This window comes from Kribbella sp. NPDC049227 (genome assembly GCF_043197265.1).
In the GTDB taxonomy this organism is placed as follows: domain Bacteria; phylum Actinomycetota; class Actinomycetes; order Propionibacteriales; family Kribbellaceae; genus Kribbella.
The window spans coordinates 493,886-513,571 of sequence record NZ_JBICST010000005.1; the positions used below are offsets into that span (position 1 = coordinate 493,886).

The 19,686-nt window shown below is 68.8% G+C and carries 17 protein-coding genes; 11 read left to right on the plus strand and 6 right to left on the minus strand.

Annotated elements, in window-relative coordinates; all coding sequences use genetic code 11:
- The first annotated feature begins 2 nt into the window (after positions 1-2).
- The gene (locus ACGFH6_RS24625) at positions 3-1,406 is read left to right on the plus strand and encodes a PLP-dependent aminotransferase family protein (protein ID WP_393387976.1); all 1,404 of its coding nucleotides are present in this window, start codon (positions 3-5) and stop codon (positions 1,404-1,406) included.
- Positions 1,407-1,484: 78 nt separating this feature from the next.
- The gene (locus ACGFH6_RS24630; RefSeq protein ID WP_393387979.1) at positions 1,485-2,462 is read left to right on the plus strand and encodes an aldo/keto reductase; all 978 of its coding nucleotides are present in this window, start codon (positions 1,485-1,487) and stop codon (positions 2,460-2,462) included.
- A 4-nt stretch (positions 2,463-2,466) separates the two neighbouring features.
- On the opposite strand, the gene ACGFH6_RS24635 is transcribed toward ACGFH6_RS24630, so the two are convergent.
- The gene (locus ACGFH6_RS24635) at positions 2,467-3,669 is read right to left on the minus strand and encodes an MFS transporter (protein ID WP_393387982.1); all 1,203 of its coding nucleotides are present in this window, start codon (positions 3,667-3,669) and stop codon (positions 2,467-2,469) included.
- Positions 3,670-3,831: 162 nt separating this feature from the next.
- On the opposite strand from ACGFH6_RS24635, the gene ACGFH6_RS24640 reads away from it, so the two are divergent.
- Genes ACGFH6_RS24640 through ACGFH6_RS24665 form a run of 6 tightly spaced genes read left to right on the plus strand, consistent with a single transcriptional unit; the run spans position 3,832 to position 9,818 of the window.
- Positions 3,832-5,310, plus strand: a complete 1,479-nt coding sequence (locus ACGFH6_RS24640; protein ID WP_393387985.1) for a sulfatase-like hydrolase/transferase — start codon at positions 3,832-3,834, stop codon at positions 5,308-5,310.
- A 1-nt stretch (position 5,311) separates the two neighbouring features.
- Positions 5,312-6,577, plus strand: a complete 1,266-nt coding sequence (locus ACGFH6_RS24645) for an ABC transporter substrate-binding protein (RefSeq protein ID WP_393387988.1) — start codon at positions 5,312-5,314, stop codon at positions 6,575-6,577.
- Positions 6,574-7,494 carry a carbohydrate ABC transporter permease gene (locus ACGFH6_RS24650; protein WP_393387991.1) on the plus strand — a complete coding sequence of 307 codons (921 nt, stop codon included), beginning with the start codon at positions 6,574-6,576 and terminating at the stop codon, positions 7,492-7,494. The genes ACGFH6_RS24645 and ACGFH6_RS24650 overlap by 4 nt, the downstream gene beginning before the upstream one ends.
- Positions 7,491-8,315, plus strand: coding sequence for a carbohydrate ABC transporter permease (locus tag ACGFH6_RS24655; RefSeq protein WP_393387993.1), 825 nt, complete (start codon positions 7,491-7,493; stop codon positions 8,313-8,315). The genes ACGFH6_RS24650 and ACGFH6_RS24655 overlap by 4 nt, the downstream gene beginning before the upstream one ends.
- A 14-nt stretch (positions 8,316-8,329) precedes the next feature.
- Positions 8,330-9,337 carry a LacI family DNA-binding transcriptional regulator gene (locus tag ACGFH6_RS24660; RefSeq protein WP_393387996.1) on the plus strand — a complete coding sequence of 336 codons (1,008 nt, stop codon included), beginning with the start codon at positions 8,330-8,332 and terminating at the stop codon, positions 9,335-9,337.
- A gap of 4 nt (positions 9,338-9,341) precedes the next feature.
- The gene (locus tag ACGFH6_RS24665) at positions 9,342-9,818 is read left to right on the plus strand and encodes a GNAT family N-acetyltransferase (protein ID WP_393387997.1); all 477 of its coding nucleotides are present in this window, start codon (positions 9,342-9,344) and stop codon (positions 9,816-9,818) included.
- Between the two features lie 157 nt (positions 9,819-9,975).
- On the opposite strand, the gene ACGFH6_RS24670 is transcribed toward ACGFH6_RS24665, so the two are convergent.
- The 3 genes from ACGFH6_RS24670 to pdhA are packed head-to-tail and all read right to left on the minus strand — an operon-like array spanning position 9,976 to position 13,255.
- Positions 9,976-11,217, minus strand: a complete 1,242-nt coding sequence (locus tag ACGFH6_RS24670) for a dihydrolipoamide acetyltransferase family protein (RefSeq protein ID WP_393388000.1) — start codon at positions 11,215-11,217, stop codon at positions 9,976-9,978.
- A gap of 11 nt (positions 11,218-11,228) precedes the next feature.
- Complete coding sequence (locus tag ACGFH6_RS24675; RefSeq protein ID WP_393388003.1) at positions 11,229-12,224, minus strand: alpha-ketoacid dehydrogenase subunit beta; 996 nt, start codon at positions 12,222-12,224, stop codon at positions 11,229-11,231.
- Positions 12,221-13,255 carry a pyruvate dehydrogenase (acetyl-transferring) E1 component subunit alpha gene (pdhA, locus tag ACGFH6_RS24680; RefSeq protein WP_393388005.1) on the minus strand — a complete coding sequence of 345 codons (1,035 nt, stop codon included), beginning with the start codon at positions 13,253-13,255 and terminating at the stop codon, positions 12,221-12,223. The genes ACGFH6_RS24675 and pdhA overlap by 4 nt, the downstream gene beginning before the upstream one ends.
- A 51-nt stretch (positions 13,256-13,306) precedes the next feature.
- Here pdhA and ACGFH6_RS24685 point away from each other — a divergent pair, with 51 nt between their 5' ends.
- A complete protein-coding gene (locus ACGFH6_RS24685; protein ID WP_393388007.1) occupies positions 13,307-13,906 on the plus strand; it encodes a TetR/AcrR family transcriptional regulator in 600 nt (199 codons plus the stop codon).
- On the opposite strand, the gene ACGFH6_RS24690 is transcribed toward ACGFH6_RS24685, so the two are convergent.
- Positions 13,903-14,298, minus strand: a complete 396-nt coding sequence (locus ACGFH6_RS24690) for a RidA family protein (RefSeq protein ID WP_393388010.1) — start codon at positions 14,296-14,298, stop codon at positions 13,903-13,905. The two genes, ACGFH6_RS24685 and ACGFH6_RS24690, sit on opposite strands and share 4 nt — an antisense overlap.
- A gap of 97 nt (positions 14,299-14,395) precedes the next feature.
- On the opposite strand from ACGFH6_RS24690, the gene ACGFH6_RS24695 reads away from it, so the two are divergent.
- Together ACGFH6_RS24695 and ACGFH6_RS24700 are read left to right on the plus strand one after the other, a co-directional pair.
- Positions 14,396-14,977, plus strand: coding sequence for a TetR/AcrR family transcriptional regulator (locus ACGFH6_RS24695; protein ID WP_393388013.1), 582 nt, complete (start codon positions 14,396-14,398; stop codon positions 14,975-14,977).
- 120 nt (positions 14,978-15,097) lie between these two features.
- Entirely contained in the window at positions 15,098-18,430 is a 3,333-nt protein-coding gene (locus ACGFH6_RS24700) for a S8 family serine peptidase (protein WP_393388016.1), read from the plus strand.
- 46 nt (positions 18,431-18,476) lie between these two features.
- On the opposite strand, the gene ACGFH6_RS24705 is transcribed toward ACGFH6_RS24700, so the two are convergent.
- On the minus strand, positions 18,477-19,664 hold the full coding sequence (locus ACGFH6_RS24705; RefSeq protein ID WP_393388019.1) for an MFS transporter: 1,188 nt from the start codon (positions 19,662-19,664) through the stop codon (positions 18,477-18,479).
- Between the last annotated feature and the right edge of the window lie 22 nt (positions 19,665-19,686).

Here is a 19,686-nt window from a genome sequence, read left to right on the forward strand (position 1 = left end):
CGGTGACAACCCAGACAGCCTGGACGACCGCGCTGGTGCTGGACGGCGAAGGCCCGCTGCACCGGCAGTTGGAGCGCGGCCTTCGCGGTGCGATCAGGTCGGGCCGTCTGATTCACGACTCGGTGTTGCCGCCGAGTCGTGAACTGGCCGAACAGCTCGGCTGTTCCCGGTGGGCCGTCACTCAGGCGTACGGCCAGCTTGTCACCGAGGGCTATCTGTCCACGCGGGTCGGCTCGGGGACCTGGGTCAGCTGGTCAGGTCGTACGACGGGAGCCGTCCCGAGGACTGCTGAGGTCGACAGGAGCAGCACGTACCGCTTCGACCTGACGCCGGGCATTCCCGATCTGCGTGCGTTCCCGCGCACCCGCTGGGGAGAGGCAGCGCGCGAAGCCGCGCGCGCGTTGCCGACCGCCGACCTCGGCCATCCGGATGCGGCCGGGTACTTGCCCCTGCGCGAGTTGCTGGCCGACTATCTGCAGCGCAGCCGGGGAGCCGTCGCCGCAGCGGGCGATGTGGTGATCCGCAGTGGGGTGCGTGCCGCCGTCGCCCAGCTCTGTGGGGATCTGCGGGCCGCCGGTGTCGACCGCATCGGGGTCGAGGATCCGGGCTGGACCCGGCTTCGCGACGTGATCGAAGCGTCCGGCGTACAGGCCGTGCCGGTGCCCGTCGACTCCGAAGGTCTCCGCGTCGAGGTACTCACACGGCAGCAGGACCTGCGTGCCGTGGTGGTGACTTCCGCGCATCAGTTCCCGACAGGCGTCGTACTCTCGCCGGGCCGGCGGCTGGAACTGATCGACTGGGCCCAGCGCACGAACGCCTTGATTCTGGAGGACGACTACGACGCCGAGTTCCGGTACGACCGCAGTCCGGTGGCCACTCTGCAGGGCATGGCGCCCGAGCAGGTCGTCCTGCTCGGCTCCGTCAGCAAGACGTTGTCCCCGGCCATCGGCCTCGGCTGGTACGTCATTCGCGGGCCGTGGCGGAAGGCGCTGACCCGATCGATCGGTCCGGGTCCGTCGACGTTCGACCAGGCCACCTTCGCGGAACTGCTGCGCGCGGGTGCCTACGACCGTCAGCTGCGGGCACTGCGCCGGCGCTATCAGAGCCGGCGTGAGCAAGTCGTCGCAGCGGTACGCCGGGACCTGCCGAGCTGGTCGGTCGACGGAGCGGCGGCCGGGCTGCACCTGATCGCCCGGCTGCCGGACGAGCTCGTGGCAGGTCAGGTGGTGGCGGCTGCACGGCGTACCGGGATCCGGCTCGTCGCGCTGAGCCGGTACCAGGTCCGGCCCGGCGACGATTCGGACGGAATCGTGCTCGGCTACGGCAATCTGGCCGACGGCGATGTCGATGCGGCGATCGGATCGTTGGCCCGGACCTGCGGATTGGTCTGCGAATCCGCCGGCTGATTGGCCGCGGATTCCGGCCGATCCGGCCGTACGTTGGGCGCCGGTGGTGGGAAGGGCCCGCCTCGTTCGGGAGTTGTGATGCGCACACGGTGGCTGGGTGACCGCGACGGCCGAGTGGAGGTCAGCGAGTTCTGTCTCGGGACGATCCCGTTCGGGACCAGGACGGACGAGAGCACGGCGTTCGCGTTGCTGGATCGGTTCCTCGAAGCCGGTGGGACGTTCATCGACACGGCCAACTGCTACGACCAGTGGGCCGACAACGGTTTCGGCGGCGAGAGCGAGGTCGTGATCGGCCGGTGGATCCGCAGCCGCGGAGTACGGGACCAGGTCGTCGTCGCCACCAAGGCCGGCGCGCACGCGACGAGGGTGCCCGGCGATCCGGCGATGGAGAACTGGGAAGGTCTGTCCGGCAAGGCGGTACGTCGTGCGGTGCACGGCAGCCTCGAACGGCTCGGCGTCGACCGCATCGACCTGTACTACGCCCACTGGGACGACCGCGAGCCGGAGCCGGCCGAGACGGTCGGTGAGTTCGGGGCCTTGGTCAAGGAGGGCGTGGTCGGCGCCATCGGGTGCAGCAACACCCCGGTCTGGCGGATCGAGCGTGCCCGCGAGCTGGCGCGTGCCGCCGGCGTTCCGGCATACAGTTGCGTTCAGCAACTTCACACGTACCTGTGGCCGCGGCCCGAGCGGACCGGGTTCGACGTGGTCACGCCCGAGCTGATCGACTACGCGAAATCCGAGCCGGAGTTCACCCTGCTGGGCTACAAGCCCTTGCTGCGCGGCGCCTACACCCGCGCTGACCGGCCGTTCGAACGCGGCTACGACCACCCCACGAGCGCCGCCCGCCTCGAGGTCCTGAATCAGATCGCAGCCGAGATCGGCGCCACCGCGAACCAGGTCGTCCTCGCCTGGATGATGCAGAGCGACCCCGCGGTGATCCCGGTCAGCGCGGCCGGAACCGTCGCCCAGCTGGACGAGCAGCTCGCGGCCGTGGACCTCCACCTCGACGAGGCGACCATGCGTCGCCTGGACACGGCCGGCATCGACGAGTCCTGAGTGGCTAGGCCTTGGCCCTCGCGACGAGCAGGTGGAGGGTGAGCGTGATCGCCAGGATGATGGCTGCGATGCCGAGCAGGCCGTACGGCGAGGTGCCGGCGGCCAGTGAGACGCCGCCGAGGCCGCTGCCGAGGGCGGAACCGAGCGAGATGGCGCTGCCGTTCAGGGCCATCACGATGGCAGCCGAGTTCGGGGCGAGGGCCGCGAGCCGTGCCTGCTGAGGTACGGCGGCTCCGCCGTTGCCGACGCCCGCGGCGAAGAACCACACCAGGCCGGTGACCGCGGTTACCGCGAGCGGCACGGTCAGGAAGGTCAGCATCCCCAGCACCGAGTTCAGCAGCAGCCCGATCAGTACGACGGTCAGGACGCGCAGCGGCGTGAAGCGGTCGGTCAGTCGGCCGGTGACCGCGTTGCCGAGCATGCTCGCCACGCCGTACCCGAACATGATCACGATGATCATCCAGTCGAGCCGGAAGGTCGGAGCGAAGATCAGCGTGGCGTAGGTGAAGCAGGTGTAGCTGCTGCACAGGATGCCGGTCGTGACGAGCAGCCCCGCCAAGAGCCGCGGCTGGCCGAGCGGACGCAGACGCTCGGCCAGCGTCCCGGCCGGCAGGTGCAAGCGCGGGAGCTTGAGCATGATTCCGGCCAGCGCGATCGTGCCGACCACGGCGACCAGGATCATCGGGAATCGCCAGCTGGTCTGGCCGAGCGCCAGGCCGACCGGTACGCCGAGCGCGGTCGCGGTCATCCAGCCACCGAGCACGAACGAGAGCGCCTTGCCGCGGTGCTGCGGTGGCGCGAGTGCGATCACGTACCCGGTGACGGCGGCGTTGAGCAGCGCTCCACCGAGCGCGGCCATCACGCGGCCGCCGAGCGCGGTCGCGTAGTTGGGCGCGAGACCGACCACCAGGTTGCCGAGCACGAACACCGCCAGCGACACCGTGATCGTCCTCCGCCGCTCCCATCGGCTGGTGACGGTCCCGAGTACCGGAGCCGCGAGCGCCGAGGTCAGTGCGAACACCGAGACCAACTGCCCTGCGGCTGCCGCGCTCACCTCCAGATCGCCGGCGACGGCGGGCAGCAACCCGGCCAGCACGTAGCCGTCGATCCCCATCGAGAACGTCGCCACCGCAAGCCAGATCAGGGTCCGGTACGACAACCCGGCATCCTGCTGCACTCCCGAGACCGGGCCTTCCGTTGCCGTCACGCGCCTAGTCGACCATCGCGCCGACCGGTTAAGCAACCTCCTTACCGAATCGTGGCCATCACTGTCGGCCCTTGACGCGGGCAGGCGGCGTACGCCAATCTTTGCAGCGCTGTATTACAGCGCTGTACAACCTGCCGCCGGCCCACCAGGAGAGACCAGGGAATGCGCCCCGACATCGTCATCGTGATGACCGACCAGCAACGCGCCGGCTTCACCCGCCGGAGCGGCTACCCGGTCGACACCATGCCCTTCGTCGACCGGCTGGCGGCCGCCGGAACCGACTTCACCCAGGCCTACACCTCTGCGCCCGCCTGCGTCCCGGCCCGCACCAGCCTGCTGACCGGACGCTTTCCCAGCGCCCACCAGGTCCGGCAGAACAGCACACCGGCGCACGCCCGGTTCGCCGGCGACCTCCTCGACGTACTGCGGGCGGCGGAGTACCAGTTGCACTTCGCCGGCAAGCCCCACATGCCGCGAGGCGCTGACGACTTCGACACCTACAACGGTCCCTACTTCCACACCCACGGTCCGGAGCGCGACGAGCAGGAGAAGGCCTTCGACAGGTGGCTCGAGCGACTCGACCACGGTGTCTCCGAGGAGCCCACGCCGTACGAGCTGCGGTGCCAACTGCCGTACCGGATCACCACTGACGCTCTGGCCGCAGTGGACGCTGCCGATCCGGACAAGCCGGGGCTCTTCTGGGTGTCGTATCCCGAGCCGCACAACCCGTACCAGGTGCCGGAGCCGTACTTCTCGATGGTCGCGCCCGACGATGTTCCGGACCGGATCACCGGTCCGGAAGGCGCCGAAGCCAAGGGCGGCAGCTACGCGTGGCTGCGCCGGCTGCAGGAGGAGAAGCGGCCCGGGTATGACGCGGGCTGGCGCCGGTACGCCGCCAACTACCTCGGGATGCTGCGACTGCTGGACGACCAGATCGAGCGGCTGCACGAGGGTCTCGCCCAGCGGACGCGCCCGCGGTTGACGATCGTGCTGGCCGACCACGGCGACTACGTCGGCGAGTACGGCCTGCAGCGCAAGGGCGCTGGGCTCTCGGAATTCCTGATGCGGATTCCGTTGATCATCGCGGGGGACGGTGTCGCGACTCAGCGGCGCGACGAGCCGGTGTCGATTGTCGACATTCTGCCGACCATCTGTGCGGCGGTCGGTCAGCCTCTGCCCGAGGGCGTCCAGGGCCGGAGCCTGCTGCCGCTGGCCCACGGCGAGGAGGCGCCCGAGGCCGAGTTCGGCAGCATCATCGCCGAGCAGGGATTCGGCGGACGCGCCCGCGACGTCACCGACCGCCCACCGCTGCACTTCTCGTACGACGGCCCGACGTTCGACGAACTCAACACGGTCACCCAGTCCGGGTCGGCGCGCATGCTGCGCAGCGGCCGATGGAAGCTCATCGTCCACGCCGATCTCGCCGGCGAGCTGTACGACCTCGACACCGATCCGGCCGAGCTGGACAACCTCTTCGAGGACGAACAGCACCTGGCCGTCCGCGCCCGGCTGCTGCACCAACTGGCCCGTTGGCAGGCACGACTCACCGACGACCTGCCGACCGGCGTCTACGTCCCGCTTCGCCTTGACCACAACTGGCGCTGGGCCCACTCCACCACGCCGACGAGCAGGGAGAACTGACATGAATCCGTCCACCTTCAGCCGCCGTACCCTGCTGGGTCTCGGTGCCGCCACGGCCGCCGCCACCATGCTGCCCGGCTGCTCCGCGAAGTCGGGACCGATGCGGGTCGCGTGGTACGGGCCCGACCCCGTGACCAAGGCCATCAACAAGGCACTGGACGCGTGGAAGTCCAACGGTGGCGCCGACTTCGCCCCGGAGAGCGCGCCCTTCGACGACTACTGGGACAAGCTGGCCACGCAGACCTCCGGCAACAACGCGCCCGACGTACTGCGGATGTCGATGAGCTACTTCAGTGACTACGCCGGTCGCGGCGCCCTCAAGGACCTCGGATCACTCGGCATCGACACCTCTGGACTGGACCCGGACGTGGCCGGCAGCGGCACCGCGGACGGCAAGAACTTCGGGATCGGGCAGAGCTCGATCAGCTATGCCATGTACCTCGACGAGGCTGCTGTCAAGAAGGCCGGCGGCAGCGTCCCCAAGCAGGGGTGGACGTGGGACGCGTTCGCCGAGTTCGCGAAGGACTATTCGGGATCGGTGCAGGGCACGTTCGGGTCCAGCGACCAGGCAAGCAACTTCCAGTTGTTCGAGGTGTTCGCCCGTCAGCACGGGACCGAGCTGTTCGCCGAGGATGGTTCGAAGCTGACGACCAGCAAGGACACGATCCAGGAGTGGTTCCAGTACTGGGCGGACCTGCGGGCGGCCAAGGCGGCGCCGCCGCAGAACGTCAGCGGCGAGACGACCGCGATCGAGAAGTCCCTGGTGGCGACCGGGAAGGCGCCGCTGCAGTTCGGCTGGGTGCAGCAGGTCACCTTCTACCAGCCACTGGTCAAGAGCCCGTTGACCGTGCTCCCGGTACCCCAGGACAAGGCCGGCGACCTCAAGGGCCAGTTCATCAAGGCCCTCGACCTGTGGTGCGTCTCGGCCGCGAGCAAGCACCCCGAGGACGCCGCGAAGCTGATCGGGTTCCTGCTCAACGACGAGACCGCGATCAAGACCATCGGCATCCTGCTCGGCGTACCGCCGTCGAAGAAGGCGCGCGACGTGGTCTCGGCCGACGCCGACTCCGCCGGTGCCCGGGCCATCGCGTACGTCGAGGACATCGCCGGCAAGGTCGGTCCGTCGCCGCGGCCCTGGCCGAAGGGGTACGGCGAAATGCTCACCGGCTTCGGGCGCATCGCCGAGAACATCGGCTTCGGCAAGGCCACCCCCGCCTCCGGCGCGAGTGAATTCGTCGAGCTGGCGGGGAAGACGCTGGGCCAGTGAGCCGATCCGCTGCCGACTCGTTCGGAACGCGTCTGCGCCAAAGCGTCCCGGGCTATCTGTTCCTGTTGCCCTGGCTGATCGGCGTACTCGGTCTGACCGTCGGCCCGATGGTGTTGTCGCTGTACTACTCGTTCACCGACTATGCGCTGTTCAACACCCCGGCCTGGACCGGACTGCACAACTACACGGCGCTGTTCCACGACGCCCGCTACCTGCATTCGCTCCGGGTGACGTTCCTGTACGTCGCGGTGTCGGTGCCGCTGGAGATGACCTTCGCCCTCGCGATCGCCGTACTGCTCAACCGTGGTTTGCGTGGTCTCGCGGTCTACCGCGCTCTGTACTACGTGCCGAGCCTGCTCGGAGGCAGTGTCGCGATCGCCCTGCTCTGGCAGCAGATCTTCGGCAGCGACGGTCTGCTCAACCACGTGCTCGGCCTGTTCGGCATCGAAGGACACGGCTGGATCTCCGAGCCGGGTACGGCGCTGTGGACGCTGATCGTTCTGCGGGTGTGGCAGTTCGGCGCTCCGATGGTCATCTTCCTGGCCGGGCTGCGGCAGATCCCGGAGGACGTGATGGAAGCGGCCGAGATGGACGGCGCGAACAAGTGGCAGCGGTTCTGGCGGGTCACGCTGCCGCTGCTGTCGCCGGTCGTGTTCTTCAACCTGGTGTTGCAGATCATCGGTGCGTTCCAGGCGTTCACCCCGGCGTACATCATCAGCGGCGGCAAGGGCGGCCCGTCGGACTCGACGCTGTTCTACACGCTCTACCTGTACCAGCAGGCGTTCGGCAACTTCCGGATGGGGTACGCCGCCGCGATGGCCTGGGTCCTGCTGCTGATCATCGCGGTGTTCACCGGCCTGAACTTCGTCCTCGGCCGCACCTGGGTGTTCTACGGAGACGAAGGGGTCCGCCGATGAGAACTCGCCGCGTCTTCGCACACGTCGGTCTGACCGCCGGCGCGCTGATCATGCTGTATCCGCTGCTGTGGATGATCACCGCGTCGCTGCGGCCGAACACCGAGATCTTCAAGGATGCCGGCCTGGTGCCCGAGCATCCGACGCTGGGCAACTATGCGCTGGGCTGGCACTCGACCGGCGTCGACTTCGGGGTGTACATCGCCAACTCGCTGATCATCTGCACCGCGGTCGTGATCGGGAACGTGCTGACCTGCTCGCTCACGGCGTACGCCTTCGCGCGGCTCAAGTTCATCGGGCGCAAGACGCTGTTCGCGCTGATGCTGGCCACGATCATGCTGCCCGGTCATGTCACGCTGATCGCGCAGTACTCGATCTTCCGCAACCTCAACTGGATCGACACGTTCTGGCCGATGATCGTGCCGAGTTTCCTGGCCACCGACGCGTTCTTCGTGTTCCTGATGGTGCAGTTCATCCGGTCGATCCCGGTCGAGCTGGACGACGCCGCCCGGATCGACGGGTGCGGGGCGTGGGGTATCTACCGGCGGATCATCCTGCCGCTGCTGACCCCGGCGCTGGTGACGACCGCGATCTTCTCCTTCATCTGGACCTGGAACAACTTCTTCAGCCAGCTGATCTACTTGTCGACACGGACGAAACTGACGGTTCCGGTGGCCTTGCGCGGGTTCCTCGACGCGACCGGCAGCTCGGAGTGGGGGGCGCTGTTCGCGATGAGTGTGGTCACGCTGGTCCCGGTCGTGGTGGTGTTCGTGGTGTTCCAGCGGCGGATCCTGGCCGGAATGGCACACACCGGGTTGAAGTGAGATCCTTACCACCCATGAGGCCTCGTTTGATCGACGTCGCCGAGGCGGCCGGCGTGTCGATGAAGACGGTGTCGAACGTCGTCAACGGGTCGGAACACGTCCGGGAGGCGACCAGGCTGCGAGTCCTCGCCGCGATCGACAAGCTCGGTTACCGGCCGAACATCGCCGCCCGGAATCTGGCCCAGGGCCGCAGCGGGGTGATCGCGTTCGCGGTGCCCCAGCTCGATCGCCCGTACTTCGCCTCGCTCGCGGCGCGGATGCTCGACGAGGCGGAGACCTTCGGCTGGATCGTGCAGTTCCACCAGACCGGCGGCCGCCGCGAGGCCGAGTTGGGTCTGCTCACGGACCGCCATCCGGCGCGCCTCGACGGGATCATCATGAGCCCGTTGAGTCTGAGTCCGGAGGACGTGCAGCGGCGTGATCCCGCGCTTCCGCTGGTGCTGCTGGGAGAGAAGGCCGGTGAGGACCACCTGGCCGACCATGTCGGGATCGACAACCGGGAAGCCGGGCGAGCGGCGACCGACCATCTGCTGGGACTCGGGCGGCGCCGTGTGATGGCGCTGGCGCCCGGCCCGGGGGTCGCCGACGATCGGATCAACGGCTATCGCGATGCCCTGGTGGCGGCGGGTATCGGCGTCGACGAGGACATAGTGCTCCCGGCCGGAGGCGTCCGCGGTGAGGACGCCGAGCTGACTCTCGGTCGCTGGCTGGACGCCGGCCATCCCGCCCCGGACGCGATCTTCGCGGGCACCGACTGGTTGGCGATGGGCGCGATCCGGGCCCTGGTGCTGCGCGGGCTGAAGGTGCCACAGCAGGTCGCCGTCGTCGGCTTCGACGACATTCCGTACGACCTCGCCACCCTCCCGACATTGACCACCGTCGCACCGGACCGCGTCGCCATCGCTCGGCTGTCCCTGCAGGCCCTCCGCGACCAGCAGCCGGGCCAGGACCCGGTCCGCCTCCAAGCACCCTTCACCTTGGTGGTCCGCGAAAGCACCGCCGGCATCGGCCCGGGACACTGACGGCATGGATTGGGTCTTCCGCGAGGCACACGAGTCCGACCTGCCCGAGCTGGTGACGCTCCAGGAACGCGGCGCGGTGGAAGGACTGGGTCACATCTTCCCGCAGGAGACGCATCCGTTCCCACGCGCCGACATCCTGGACCGCTGGGCGGTCGAGCTCGCCGATCCGTCGATCGCGGTCTACGTCTCGTGTGATCAGGACGAACGGATCACCGGATTCGCAGCCCGCCGGAATGACGAGGTCTTCCACTTCGGCACCGCCGTCGATACCTGGGGTTCGGGGCTGGCGACGTACCTGCACGACGCTCTGCTCGCCACCTTTCCGTCCACGCTCGGGACACTGCGGCTGCGGGTCTTCACCGAGAACACTCGGGCCCGGCGCTTCTACGAGAAGCTCGGCTGGCAGCCCACCGGCCGGCAGACCCGGACCGCGTTCCCTCCCCACCCAACCCTGACCGAATACATCCTGAACGTGCGTTAGGCAGGTGGGATCCGGCTGTCCTGGGTGGGGTGGTGGCGTGCAGATCAACAGGAGGTGTCGGGTCGGCAGGTAGTGCGGCTGAGCGTGCGTGCGTTCTGCATACGGTGTCTCGCAGGTGCACTACCTGTCGATCCGTACACCACTGGTCTGGGTTGTCTCAGGCGACGATGAGCCAGGGGTTCTCCAGGAGTTTGGTGAGGTCGGCGAGGAAGCGGGCTCCGTCCGCGCCGTTGAGGATTCGGTGGTCGGCGGAGAGGGTGTAGCGCATTCGGGTGCGCGCGGCCAGGGATCCGTCGTCGAGCACGACGGCCTCGCGGCGGGAGGCGCCGACCGCGAGGATCGCGGCCTGCGGGGGATTGATGATGGCGGTGAACTGCTCGACGCCGTACATCCCGAGGTTGCTGATGGTGAACGTCCCGCCGGCCATCTCGTCGCTCGTCAGTCGGCGCTCCCTTGCGCGTACGGCGAGGGACGCGGACTCCTCGGCGATCACGCCGACCGACTTGTGGTCGGCGTTGCGAATGACGGGGACCAGCAGTCCGTCGTCGATCGCGACTGCTACGCCGATGTTGATGTCGTGATGGTGTAGGAGGTTGTCGCCGGACAGCGACGAGTTGACGTCCGGGTGGTGGCGGAGGGTCAGTGCACAGGCGCGGATGACGAGGTCGTTGATGCTGACCTTCTGCCGTCCGGCCTGCGTCAGTTGTGCGTTGAGCTCGAACCGCAGGTCGACGAGGTTCTCGAGGTCGGCGCTCGCGGTCAGGTAGAAGTGCGGCGCGGTCCGGACGCTGTCGGCCAGGCGCTTCCCGCTCGTCCTGCGCAGCAAGCTGAGCGGGACCTCCTCGCCGGGGCTCTGTTCCTGGGAGACGGCTGGTGCCGACTCAGCTGTCTCTGTCGGTTGGAGTGTCTCGGCGGCGGCGCGGACATCCGCGCGGATGATCCGACCACCAGGTCCGGTCCCGGCAACCTGGGTCAGGTCCACCCCGAGTTCCACAGCATCCCGCCGCGCCAGGGGAGAAGCGGGCATCCGCTCGATCGCCGGGCCCGCGACTGAGGACTGTGCCCCATCCTCGACGGGGCTTGACTGCGCGGCCGGTGCAGGCGTCGGCGCGGACGATCGGGACGCCGCTGCGTCGTCCGGTGCGGCCGCGTCGTCTTCAGGGTCTTCGTCGCCGAGGATGGCGATTGGCTGGCCGATGGCGGCTTCCTCGCCTTCGGCGACAAGGATTCGGCCGAGGACGCCGGACTCGTAGGCCTCGTACTCCATCACGGCCTTGTCGGTTTCGATGTCGGCCAGGATCTCGCCGGCCTCGACCATTTCGCCAGTCTGCTTGTGCCAGGTGACGACGACGCCGGTCTCCATCGTGTCCGACAGACGCGGCATCAGAATCGTGCTCATGGTGTCTCCTCTCAGCGCAGCCGGCCGACCGCGGCCAGGGTCTGTCTGATCGCCGTCTCGACATCGCCCGCCGAGGGCAGGGCAGCGCTCTCCAGGCTCTTGGCGTACGGAAGCGGGACTTCGGCCATCGCAACCCGGCGTACCGGTGCGTCAAGCTGGTCGAACGCACCGTCCGAGATCGTCGCCGCGATCTCCGCGCCGATCCCGTACGTCAGCCAGTCGTCCTCCAGCACCACCGCCGCGTGCGTCTTGCGGACCGACCGGACGATCGTCTCCCGATCCAGCGGACGCAGACTGCGCAGATCGATGACCTCGGCATCAATCCCCTCGCGAGCAGCCAGTTCCTCCGCCACGGCCAGGCCAAGCGACGCCATCCGCGAGTAGCCGATCACCGTGAGGTCACTGCCGGGTCTGGTCACCGCCGCACGCCCGATCTCGGCCGGTACATCGTCGTCCGGTACGTCGCCCCTCGTGTTGTACAGCGAGAGATTCTCCAGAAACAGCACCGGATCGTCGTCGCGGATCGCCGCGAGCAGCAGCGCCTTGGCATCAGCTGGGTTGCTCGGGGCAACGACTTTCAATCCCGGTACGAAGGCGTAGTACAGCTCGACGTTCTGCGAGTGCGTGGCGCCGAGTTGCTGGCCGCCACCACCAGGAGTCCGGATCACCATCGGAACACTGCGCTGACCCCCGAACATGCCGTGGATCTTCGCCGCATGGTTGACGATCTGGTCGAGCGCGAGCAACGAGAAGTTGATCGTCATCAACTCGACCACAGGCCGGAGCCCGAGCATCGCCGCACCGATCGCGGCGCCGGTGAACCCTTCCTCCGAGATCGGCGTGTCCCGCACGCGTTGCTCGCCGAACTCCTCGAGCAACCCCGCGGTGATCTTGTAGGACCCCTCGAAGACGCCGATCTCCTCGCCGATCAGGAACACGCGGTCGTCGCGCTGCATCTCGGCGCGCAGGGTCTCGTTGATCGCCTGCCGGTAGGACATCACGGTCATGCGCCGGCCACCGCGAAGAGAGGCTGCCCCGGCAGTCGCTTGGGATCGTTCGGCACCGGCGTCGCGTAGTTGTAGTCGAAGAGCGTCTTCACGTCCGGTGGCGCACTGGCGTCCGCGAACGCGACCGCCGCACCGACCTCCTCCGCGACAGACTGCTCCAACTGCTCCTGCTCCTCGGCGCTCAACGTCCCGGCATCGCGCAGCTGATCGCCCAACGCGAGCACAGGGTCCGCGGCCCTGAGCGCAGCCACCTCTTCCTTCGAGCGGTACGCCGCCGGATCGACCACCGAATGCCCACGCAGCCGCCCGCTGACAGCCTCCAGCAGCACCGGCCGCCCTTCACGCGCCATCGCGACCGCGCGGACGGCGGCATCCCGTACGGCGACGACATCGTTGCCGTCGACGCGTTCGCCGTACATCCGGTAGGCCGCGGCGCGCTTGTGCAGCTCGGGTTCGGCAGAGGACATCTCGACGGTGGTGCCCATGCCGAGCTGGTTGTTCACCACCGCGAACACGATGGGGAGTTTCCACAGCGCGGCCAGGTTCAGCGATTCGTGGAAGGCGCCGATGTTCGTCGTACCGTCGCCCAGGTGGCACATCACCACCTCCTGCCCGCCGCGGTAGGCGATCGCCAGCGCCGCCCCGGTTGCCAGCGGCAACTGGCCGCCGACGATCCCGTACCCGCCGAGCAGCCGGGCCTGGGCGTCGAACAGGTGCATGGAGCCGCCCCAGCCCTTGGACACGCCGTCGCTCCGGCCGTAGAGCTCGGCCATGACGCGGCCGGGGTCGATGCCGCGCGCGATGGCGTAGCCGTGCTCGCGGTAGTTCGTGAAGACGTAGTCGCTCGGGTCGAGTGCACTCATCAACCCGACGACCGTCGCCTCCTCGCCGAGGTTCAGGTGGCAGTAGCCGCCGATCTTGGCTTCGGTGTAGGCCCGGGCGGCCCGCTCCTCGAAACGCCGGATCAGCAGCATCTGCCGGTAGTGGCCCAGCAGGCCGGGCGGTGCGGACATCGTGTCGGCTCTCCTCACGAGGATAATGATACTAGATCGTGTCATTCTCTCATGAAGGAGGATAACGCCATGACCAGAGCTGCCGACGGTGGTCCACGCAAACGTGGACGGCCGACCGAGTCCGAACGCGAGCAGCGGCGGGAGGACATCCTGGACACGGCCGTCCGGCTGTTCCTCCGGCACGGGTACGGCGGTGTCTCGCTGGACCGGCTGGCGACGGAGGCGCAGGTCACCAAGCGGACGATCTACGGCTACGTCGGCGACAAGACCGAGGTCTTCACCGCCGCGGTCGCCCGGTTGAACCGCGAAGTCCTGCCCGAGGCCGAGCCGCTCGACCGGCAGGTCCGGACGCCCGGTGCGAACGCTCTCGAGGCGCTGGCCGTCCGGCTCGTCATCACCCTGCACTCGGACGTCGCCGTCGGCCTGCACCGGATGGTGATCGCCGAGGCGCACCAGTTCCCGGATCTGGCCACAGGGTTCTACACGGCCGGCCCGCAGCGCTACATCGACGCCTTGAGTGACCTCGTCCCGTGCCCCGAGGAGCTCTTCACCCTCCTCCTCGGCGAGCCCCACCGGCGCCGCCTCCTCGGCCTGGACGCTCCGCCCTCACGGGCCCAGGCCGAGGCTCACGTCAACGGCGTACTGGAACTCCTGGACCTCTCGCGCTAGTCCATTGCGGTGGCCTCCAGAGCGACCAGGAGGTCCGGGCCGGCCAGGGTCGCGACGCCAAGGACCGTGCTGGCGAAGCGGTCGGGGGTGTCACCGAACCGCTCGGCCAGGACGCCGAACTGCTGGAGCAGCTCGCCGACGTCGGTGGTGTAGATGTTGAGCCGGACCACGTTGGCCACGGTCATGTCGGCACCGGACAGGACCGCTTCGAGGTTGTCGAGCGCCAGCCGGAGCTGGGCTGCCATGTCACCCGGATGCTGCGCGTTGCCGTTGGCGTCGACGGAGTCCTGGGCGCTGCAGATGAGCTCACGGCCGCGGTTCTCCACGAGCTGGGCCTGGTCGAAGCCCAGGCCGACGGACCAGTTCCACGGGTTGACGGCGGTGCGTTGCATGGTTGTCTCCTTCCATCGGACCGGTCCCTGCCGACCGGCGAGTTAGTTAGGTAACTAACCTAGAACTCGCCTCCGACAGTTTCTTATACTCGGGGACATGAGCCAGACGCGAGCGGGGAAAAGAGAGCGGTTGGTGGCCGCCGCGGCGGAGATGGTGTACCGCCAGGGAGTGGCGCCGACGACGCTGGCGCACATCGCGGAGGCGGCCGACGTACCGCTGGGGAACGTGTACTACTACTTCAAGACGAAGGAGGAGATCGTCGGCGCCGTCGTCCAGGCCCGCGCGGAGCAACTGGAAGCGACCCTCGCCGAGCTGGAGGCCCGCCACCGCACCCCGAAGACGCGACTCAAGGCCCTCGTCGACATGCTCGCCGACCGGGCCGATGAGACCGCTCTCTACGGCTGCCCCTACGGCACCCTGGCCACCGAACTCTCCAAGCGCCCCGACGGCACGAACCCTCTCGCCACCCACCTGATGGAGCTCCTCACCAGCTGGGCCGAACGACAGTTCCAGCAGTTGGTACGCCGCGATGCCCGCGACCTGGCCATCGACCTGGTCGCCGCCTACGAAGGCGCCGCTGTCCTGGCCTCCACCCTCGCCCAGCCCGACCTGATGGCCCGCCACGCCCGCCGCCTCCGCGCCTGGATCGACGCCCAGCCCGGCCGTCCGACGGCTTGACCGGTTTCCGTCATGTCCGGGACTTGTCACGGTGGTCCGTGGCCGGAGTGGTGAGCGATCGGATACGACAGGTGCATCAGGACGCACCAGATCGGTGCCCGGAGCAAGGATGGAGCCCTCGTGGCCTTGTCGAAACCACTTCCGACCCGGACGGCGCTGCTGCTCACCGGCGCGTTGCTGCTGTCCGCGGTGACCGTCCCGGGCCTCGCGTCCGCCGCCAAACCACCGCCTGGAGCACCCTCGGGCGCCGCGCCGGTGCTGACCGGCCCGGCCACTGTCACCCTGCTGACCGGTGACCGCGTCACCCTGACCCCGGACAAGAGCGGGACGCCCCGCGTCGACGTCCGGTCCCGCGACGGAAAGAGCGGGACCAACGGGTTCTCCGTTCGCAACGACCACGGCCGGATCAACGTCGTACCGCATGACGTCGCGACGCTGGTGCCCGACGTACTCGATCCCGCGCTGTTCGACGTGAGCGGTCTGGTCGAGATGAAGTACGACGACGCGCACCGCGCTGACCTCCCGGTGATCGTGCGCCAGGGTGCTGGTGAGCGCACGATGGCGAGCAACGGGTTCACCGCGACCCGCGAACTGCCCAGTGTGGATGCGACGGCCGGCCGGATCGAGAAGTCCCGGACGACGACGTTCGGTGCATCGCTGGCCACGGCGAGGGCGGCCGGGCCGGCCAAGATCTGGCTCGACGCGGCCGTGCACGGCGAGTCGACGACAGCGGTCGAGGCCGCGGCGCGGGACGGCTACCTGGACCAGATCAAGGCACCGGCCGCCTGGGACCGCGGACTCGACGGGCGTGGCGTCAAGGTCGCGATCGTGGACTCGGGCATCGACGCGGATCACCCGGCCCTGTCCGGGAAGGTGACGGCCACCGCCGACTTCACCGGCGAAGGCACCCAGGACGACCTCGGCCACGGGACCCACGTGGCGTCGCTGGTCGCCGGGAACGGCGCGGGATCGGACGGCGCCCGGCAGGGCGTTGCGCCCGGTGTCGAACTCGTTTCCAGCAAGGTCATCAACGCCGCGAACGAGGGCACCGAGTCCGGGGTCATCGCCGGACTGGAGTGGGCGGCCGACCAGCACCCGGACCTGGTGAACGTCAGCCTGGGCGGTTGGGCGCCGCGCTTCGGCGACGACCTGATGGCCGACGCGGTCAACCGGCTGACCGACAAGACCGGCGCTCTGTTCGTAGTTGCTGCCGGCAACAGCGGGTCGTTCCTCCCCACCCCGTTCTCGATCGAGTCGCCGGGGACCGCCGCGTCCGCCCTCACCGTCGGTGCGGTCGATGCCACCGACCACAAGGCGCAGTTCTCGAGCGAGGGACCGACCTGGTCGTACGTGCAGAAGCCAGAGGTGTCCGCGCCGGGCGTGAACATCCTGGGCGCCCGGGCCGGTGCCCGCGACGGCGACCTGTACGTCGCGTACTCCGGGACGTCCCAAGCGACGCCACAGGTGACCGGATCGGCGGCCCTGCTGCTCCAGCAGCACCCCGACCTGACCTGGCAGCAGCTCAAGGCACGCTTGAGCAGCGCCGTGGACGACACCGGTACGTACACCTCGTGGTCCGGCAGCGGGCGGCTGAACCTCGCCACCGCGACCTCGAACAGCCTGTCCGCCGACGTCGGCGTCGTCGACTTCGGCGCGATCCGCCACCCCGATGACGCCCCGCAGACCCGCACCGTCACGCTGACCAATCCGGGCAGCGAGCCGGTGGCAGTCACGGCCGCCGACCACGAGGTGTTGTCGGGCCAGACCACGACGGCACCCGACGCGGCCGTCGTCGTGTCCCCGGCCAAGCTGACGGTTCCGGCCGGCGGTACGGCGAGCATGACCGTCACCCTGGACCCGGCGACCGTCGCCGACGCCATGTGGCAAGGCTCGATCGACCTGCTCGGTGCCGACGGCAAGGAACTCCTGCGCCTCGCCCTGAACGCCTACGACGAGCCGCCGGCGTACGACGTGTCGGTCCGGGTACTCGACCGCGACGGCAAGGCCGTGTCCGGCGGGTGGGTCAACGCGTTCAACGGCAGCAACGGCGACTTCGCGCAGTTCGTGCTCGACGACCAGGGCCGCAGTACCCGCCGGATCTCGCCAGGCGAGTGGAGCATGTGGACCTTCGTGACCACCGGCGACACCGTCGCGATGACCGGCGGTACCGACTTCACAGTCGCGAAGGACACCGACTTCACGTTGGACGCCCGGAAGACGGTGCGCCTGAACATGCCCGTGGTCGAGGGGCAGCCGACCAAGGCGACCGAGGCCGGGGTCACCGCTCTGCGCGGGTCGGATCCGGCGAAGTGGCAGGCGGAGGAGATGTATCCGTCGGTCGCGGACATTGCCGCCGGCAAGATCTACGTGCAACCCACCGGGGCGCCGAAGCACGGGATCGTCGAAGCCGTCACCCGCTGGCGGCTGGACTCGACGAAGAAGGCCGGCCACGACGCACCAGACCTGTACCAGGTCTACCAGAGCGCGAACCGATTCACCGTGCCGTTGGCCAAGAACCTCGACCGCAAGGCCGTCCGCGCGATGGCCCGGGTCGACACGACCTTCGGCAGCGTCTGGGGCGGCGGTACGTCGGACCTCGGGCGCGGAGTCCGAAGCTCGGTGACCTCCTTCGGTGGAGAGCTCTGGCAGACCGTCAAGACTCCCTCCCAGCGCGTGGAGATGCTGTCCGCGGGCCCTGGGATCGAGTGGTGGCAGTGTCTGGATTCACCGGCCACCGGTATCGCCGGTGTCTGCGACAACCCGGAGCGGACCTACAAGCCCGGCGAGAAGGCGCGCTCGGTCTTCGGTACGGCGATGCATCCGCAGCTGACCATCGGCGAGATCTTCAACGGGGACTTCAACATCCAGGTCGGAGTGGCTGATCCCGGCCACCTGGGGATCGTCGACACCGCGCTGATCAACGACGTCCGCCTCGCGCTCTATCGCAACGGCGTCAAGCTCGGAGAGCAGAAGAACACGTCGGGCTTCTTCCAGGTCCCCAGCGGTACGGCGCGCTACCGGCTGGAGCACAGCTGGAAGACGGATCAGTTCTCGAGCTCCACGGAGGCGAAGACCACCTGGGAGTTCACGGCCACGCCACCGGCGGAGTGGGCGAACCCGATCCGGCCGTCGATGCTGAGGCTCGACTACGACCCGTACGTTGCTCTGGACGGCAGTGCGCCCGCCGGGCGGCCGATGGTGTTCGACCTGCGGGTCGGAGCCCAGGACCGTGCGGCGACCGCACCGGTCAAGTCGGCTCGGCTGTGGATCTCGACCGACCGCGGCAAGCACTGGACGCCGGCGCCGCTGGTCCGCACCAAGGACGGCTACCGGACGATCGTCGCCCCGTGGTCGTTGCTGCCCGGGCACACCCTGTCGGTCCGTGCCGCGATCACGGACAAGGCGGGCAACTCGGTCGACCAGACCGTCCTCGACCTGGTCCCCGTGCGCTGACCGACGTACTCGAAGGCCCGGGTGGGTAACCCGGGCCTTCGAGTCGTCACGCCGTACGGGTGTCGCGGCCGACGATGATGCCGATGACGACCTGTACGGCGGCCAGGGTCGCGAACAGGACGAGCGTTGCGTCCCAGTTGCCGGTGCGTTCGGCGAGGGAGCCGGCGATGACCGGGCCGGTGGCCGCGAGGAGATAGCCGACGGCCTGCGCCATACCGGACAGCTGGGTCGACTCGTGGTGGCTGCGGCCACGGATGCTGATGAGGGAGAGCGCGGCGACCAGTGCGGCGCCCTGGCCAAGCCCGGCGAGGACGACCCAGGCGACGATCAGACCAGGTGCCAGCAGGATTCCGAGCAGGGCAACAAGGATCGGAACGCTGGCCGTGATCGTGCCGGCGCGTTGATCGGTCGGATGCTTCAGCAGCCGGGGAATCGCCAGGCCGCCGACGAGGCCGAAGCACTGGAACAGAAACAGATGTACGCCGGCGGTCCGCTCCGAGACACCGGTCGAGATCTCGATGGTGGGCAGCCAGTTGACGAGCAGGTAGAAGCTCGTCGACTGCAGGCCCATGAACGCGGTGATCAGCCAGGCCATCGGCTGCCGCCAGACACTCACCGGGGGAGCGCCGTCGTCGGGGTCCGGCGGCGGCATCGGCACGGACGCGGACTGCCTCGGCAGCCAGATCACGGCGACGACCGCGGCCAGACCTCCCCAGATCGCCAGCGCGAGCCGCCAGTCGGCCGCGTCCGCGATCGGCACGGCCGACACCGAAGCTATCGCGGCTCCGCCGGTGATGAAGGCCGTGTACACCCCGGTCGCGCGGGACACGTTGCCCGCGTAGTCGCGCTTGAGGATGACGGGGACCAGGACGTTGCCGACCGCGATCGCGGCACCGACCACGATCGTGCCGAGCCACAGTCCGGGCAGCCCGGTGTAGGACCGGGCGACGCTCGCGACAGCGAGGACGAGCAGCGAGACGAACACGGCCCGCTCCATCCCGTGGCGCCGGGACAGACGGTGAATGAGAGGCGAGGCCAGTCCGAAGGCGATGAGCGGCAGCGTGCCGAGCAGGCCGAGCGCTCCCTCCCCGAGGTGCTCGTCGGCACCGATCTGAGGCAGCACCGGGCCGACCGCGGTCAGCGCCGGACGCAGACACAGGGCCACCAGGAAGACAGTCGCGGTCAGCAGGGCGGCCCGTCGTCCGGACGGCGGCTCGGCCGGCGGTTTCAGCACATCCTCACTCCTGACTAGATGT

Excerpts from the sequence above, each read along its gene's own strand:
- ACGFH6_RS24630 (WP_393387979.1), top strand. The coding sequence starts at position 1,485 with ATGCGCACACGGTGGCTGGGTGACCGCGACGGCCGAGTGGAGGTCAGC.
- ACGFH6_RS24640 (WP_393387985.1), top strand. The coding sequence starts at position 3,832 with ATGCGCCCCGACATCGTCATCGTGATGACCGACCAGCAACGCGCCGGC.
- ACGFH6_RS24645 (WP_393387988.1), top strand. The coding sequence starts at position 5,312 with ATGAATCCGTCCACCTTCAGCCGCCGTACCCTGCTGGGTCTCGGTGCC.
- ACGFH6_RS24655 (WP_393387993.1), top strand. The coding sequence starts at position 7,491 with ATGAGAACTCGCCGCGTCTTCGCACACGTCGGTCTGACCGCCGGCGCG.
- ACGFH6_RS24660 (WP_393387996.1), top strand. The coding sequence starts at position 8,330 with ATGAGGCCTCGTTTGATCGACGTCGCCGAGGCGGCCGGCGTGTCGATG.
- ACGFH6_RS24665 (WP_393387997.1), top strand. The coding sequence starts at position 9,342 with ATGGATTGGGTCTTCCGCGAGGCACACGAGTCCGACCTGCCCGAGCTG.
- ACGFH6_RS24670 (WP_393388000.1), bottom strand. The coding sequence starts at position 11,217 with ATGAGCACGATTCTGATGCCGCGTCTGTCGGACACGATGGAGACCGGC.
- ACGFH6_RS24675 (WP_393388003.1), bottom strand. The coding sequence starts at position 12,224 with ATGACCGTGATGTCCTACCGGCAGGCGATCAACGAGACCCTGCGCGCC.
- ACGFH6_RS24685 (WP_393388007.1), top strand. The coding sequence starts at position 13,307 with ATGACCAGAGCTGCCGACGGTGGTCCACGCAAACGTGGACGGCCGACC.
- ACGFH6_RS24690 (WP_393388010.1), bottom strand. The coding sequence starts at position 14,298 with ATGCAACGCACCGCCGTCAACCCGTGGAACTGGTCCGTCGGCCTGGGC.
- ACGFH6_RS24695 (WP_393388013.1), top strand. The coding sequence starts at position 14,396 with ATGAGCCAGACGCGAGCGGGGAAAAGAGAGCGGTTGGTGGCCGCCGCG.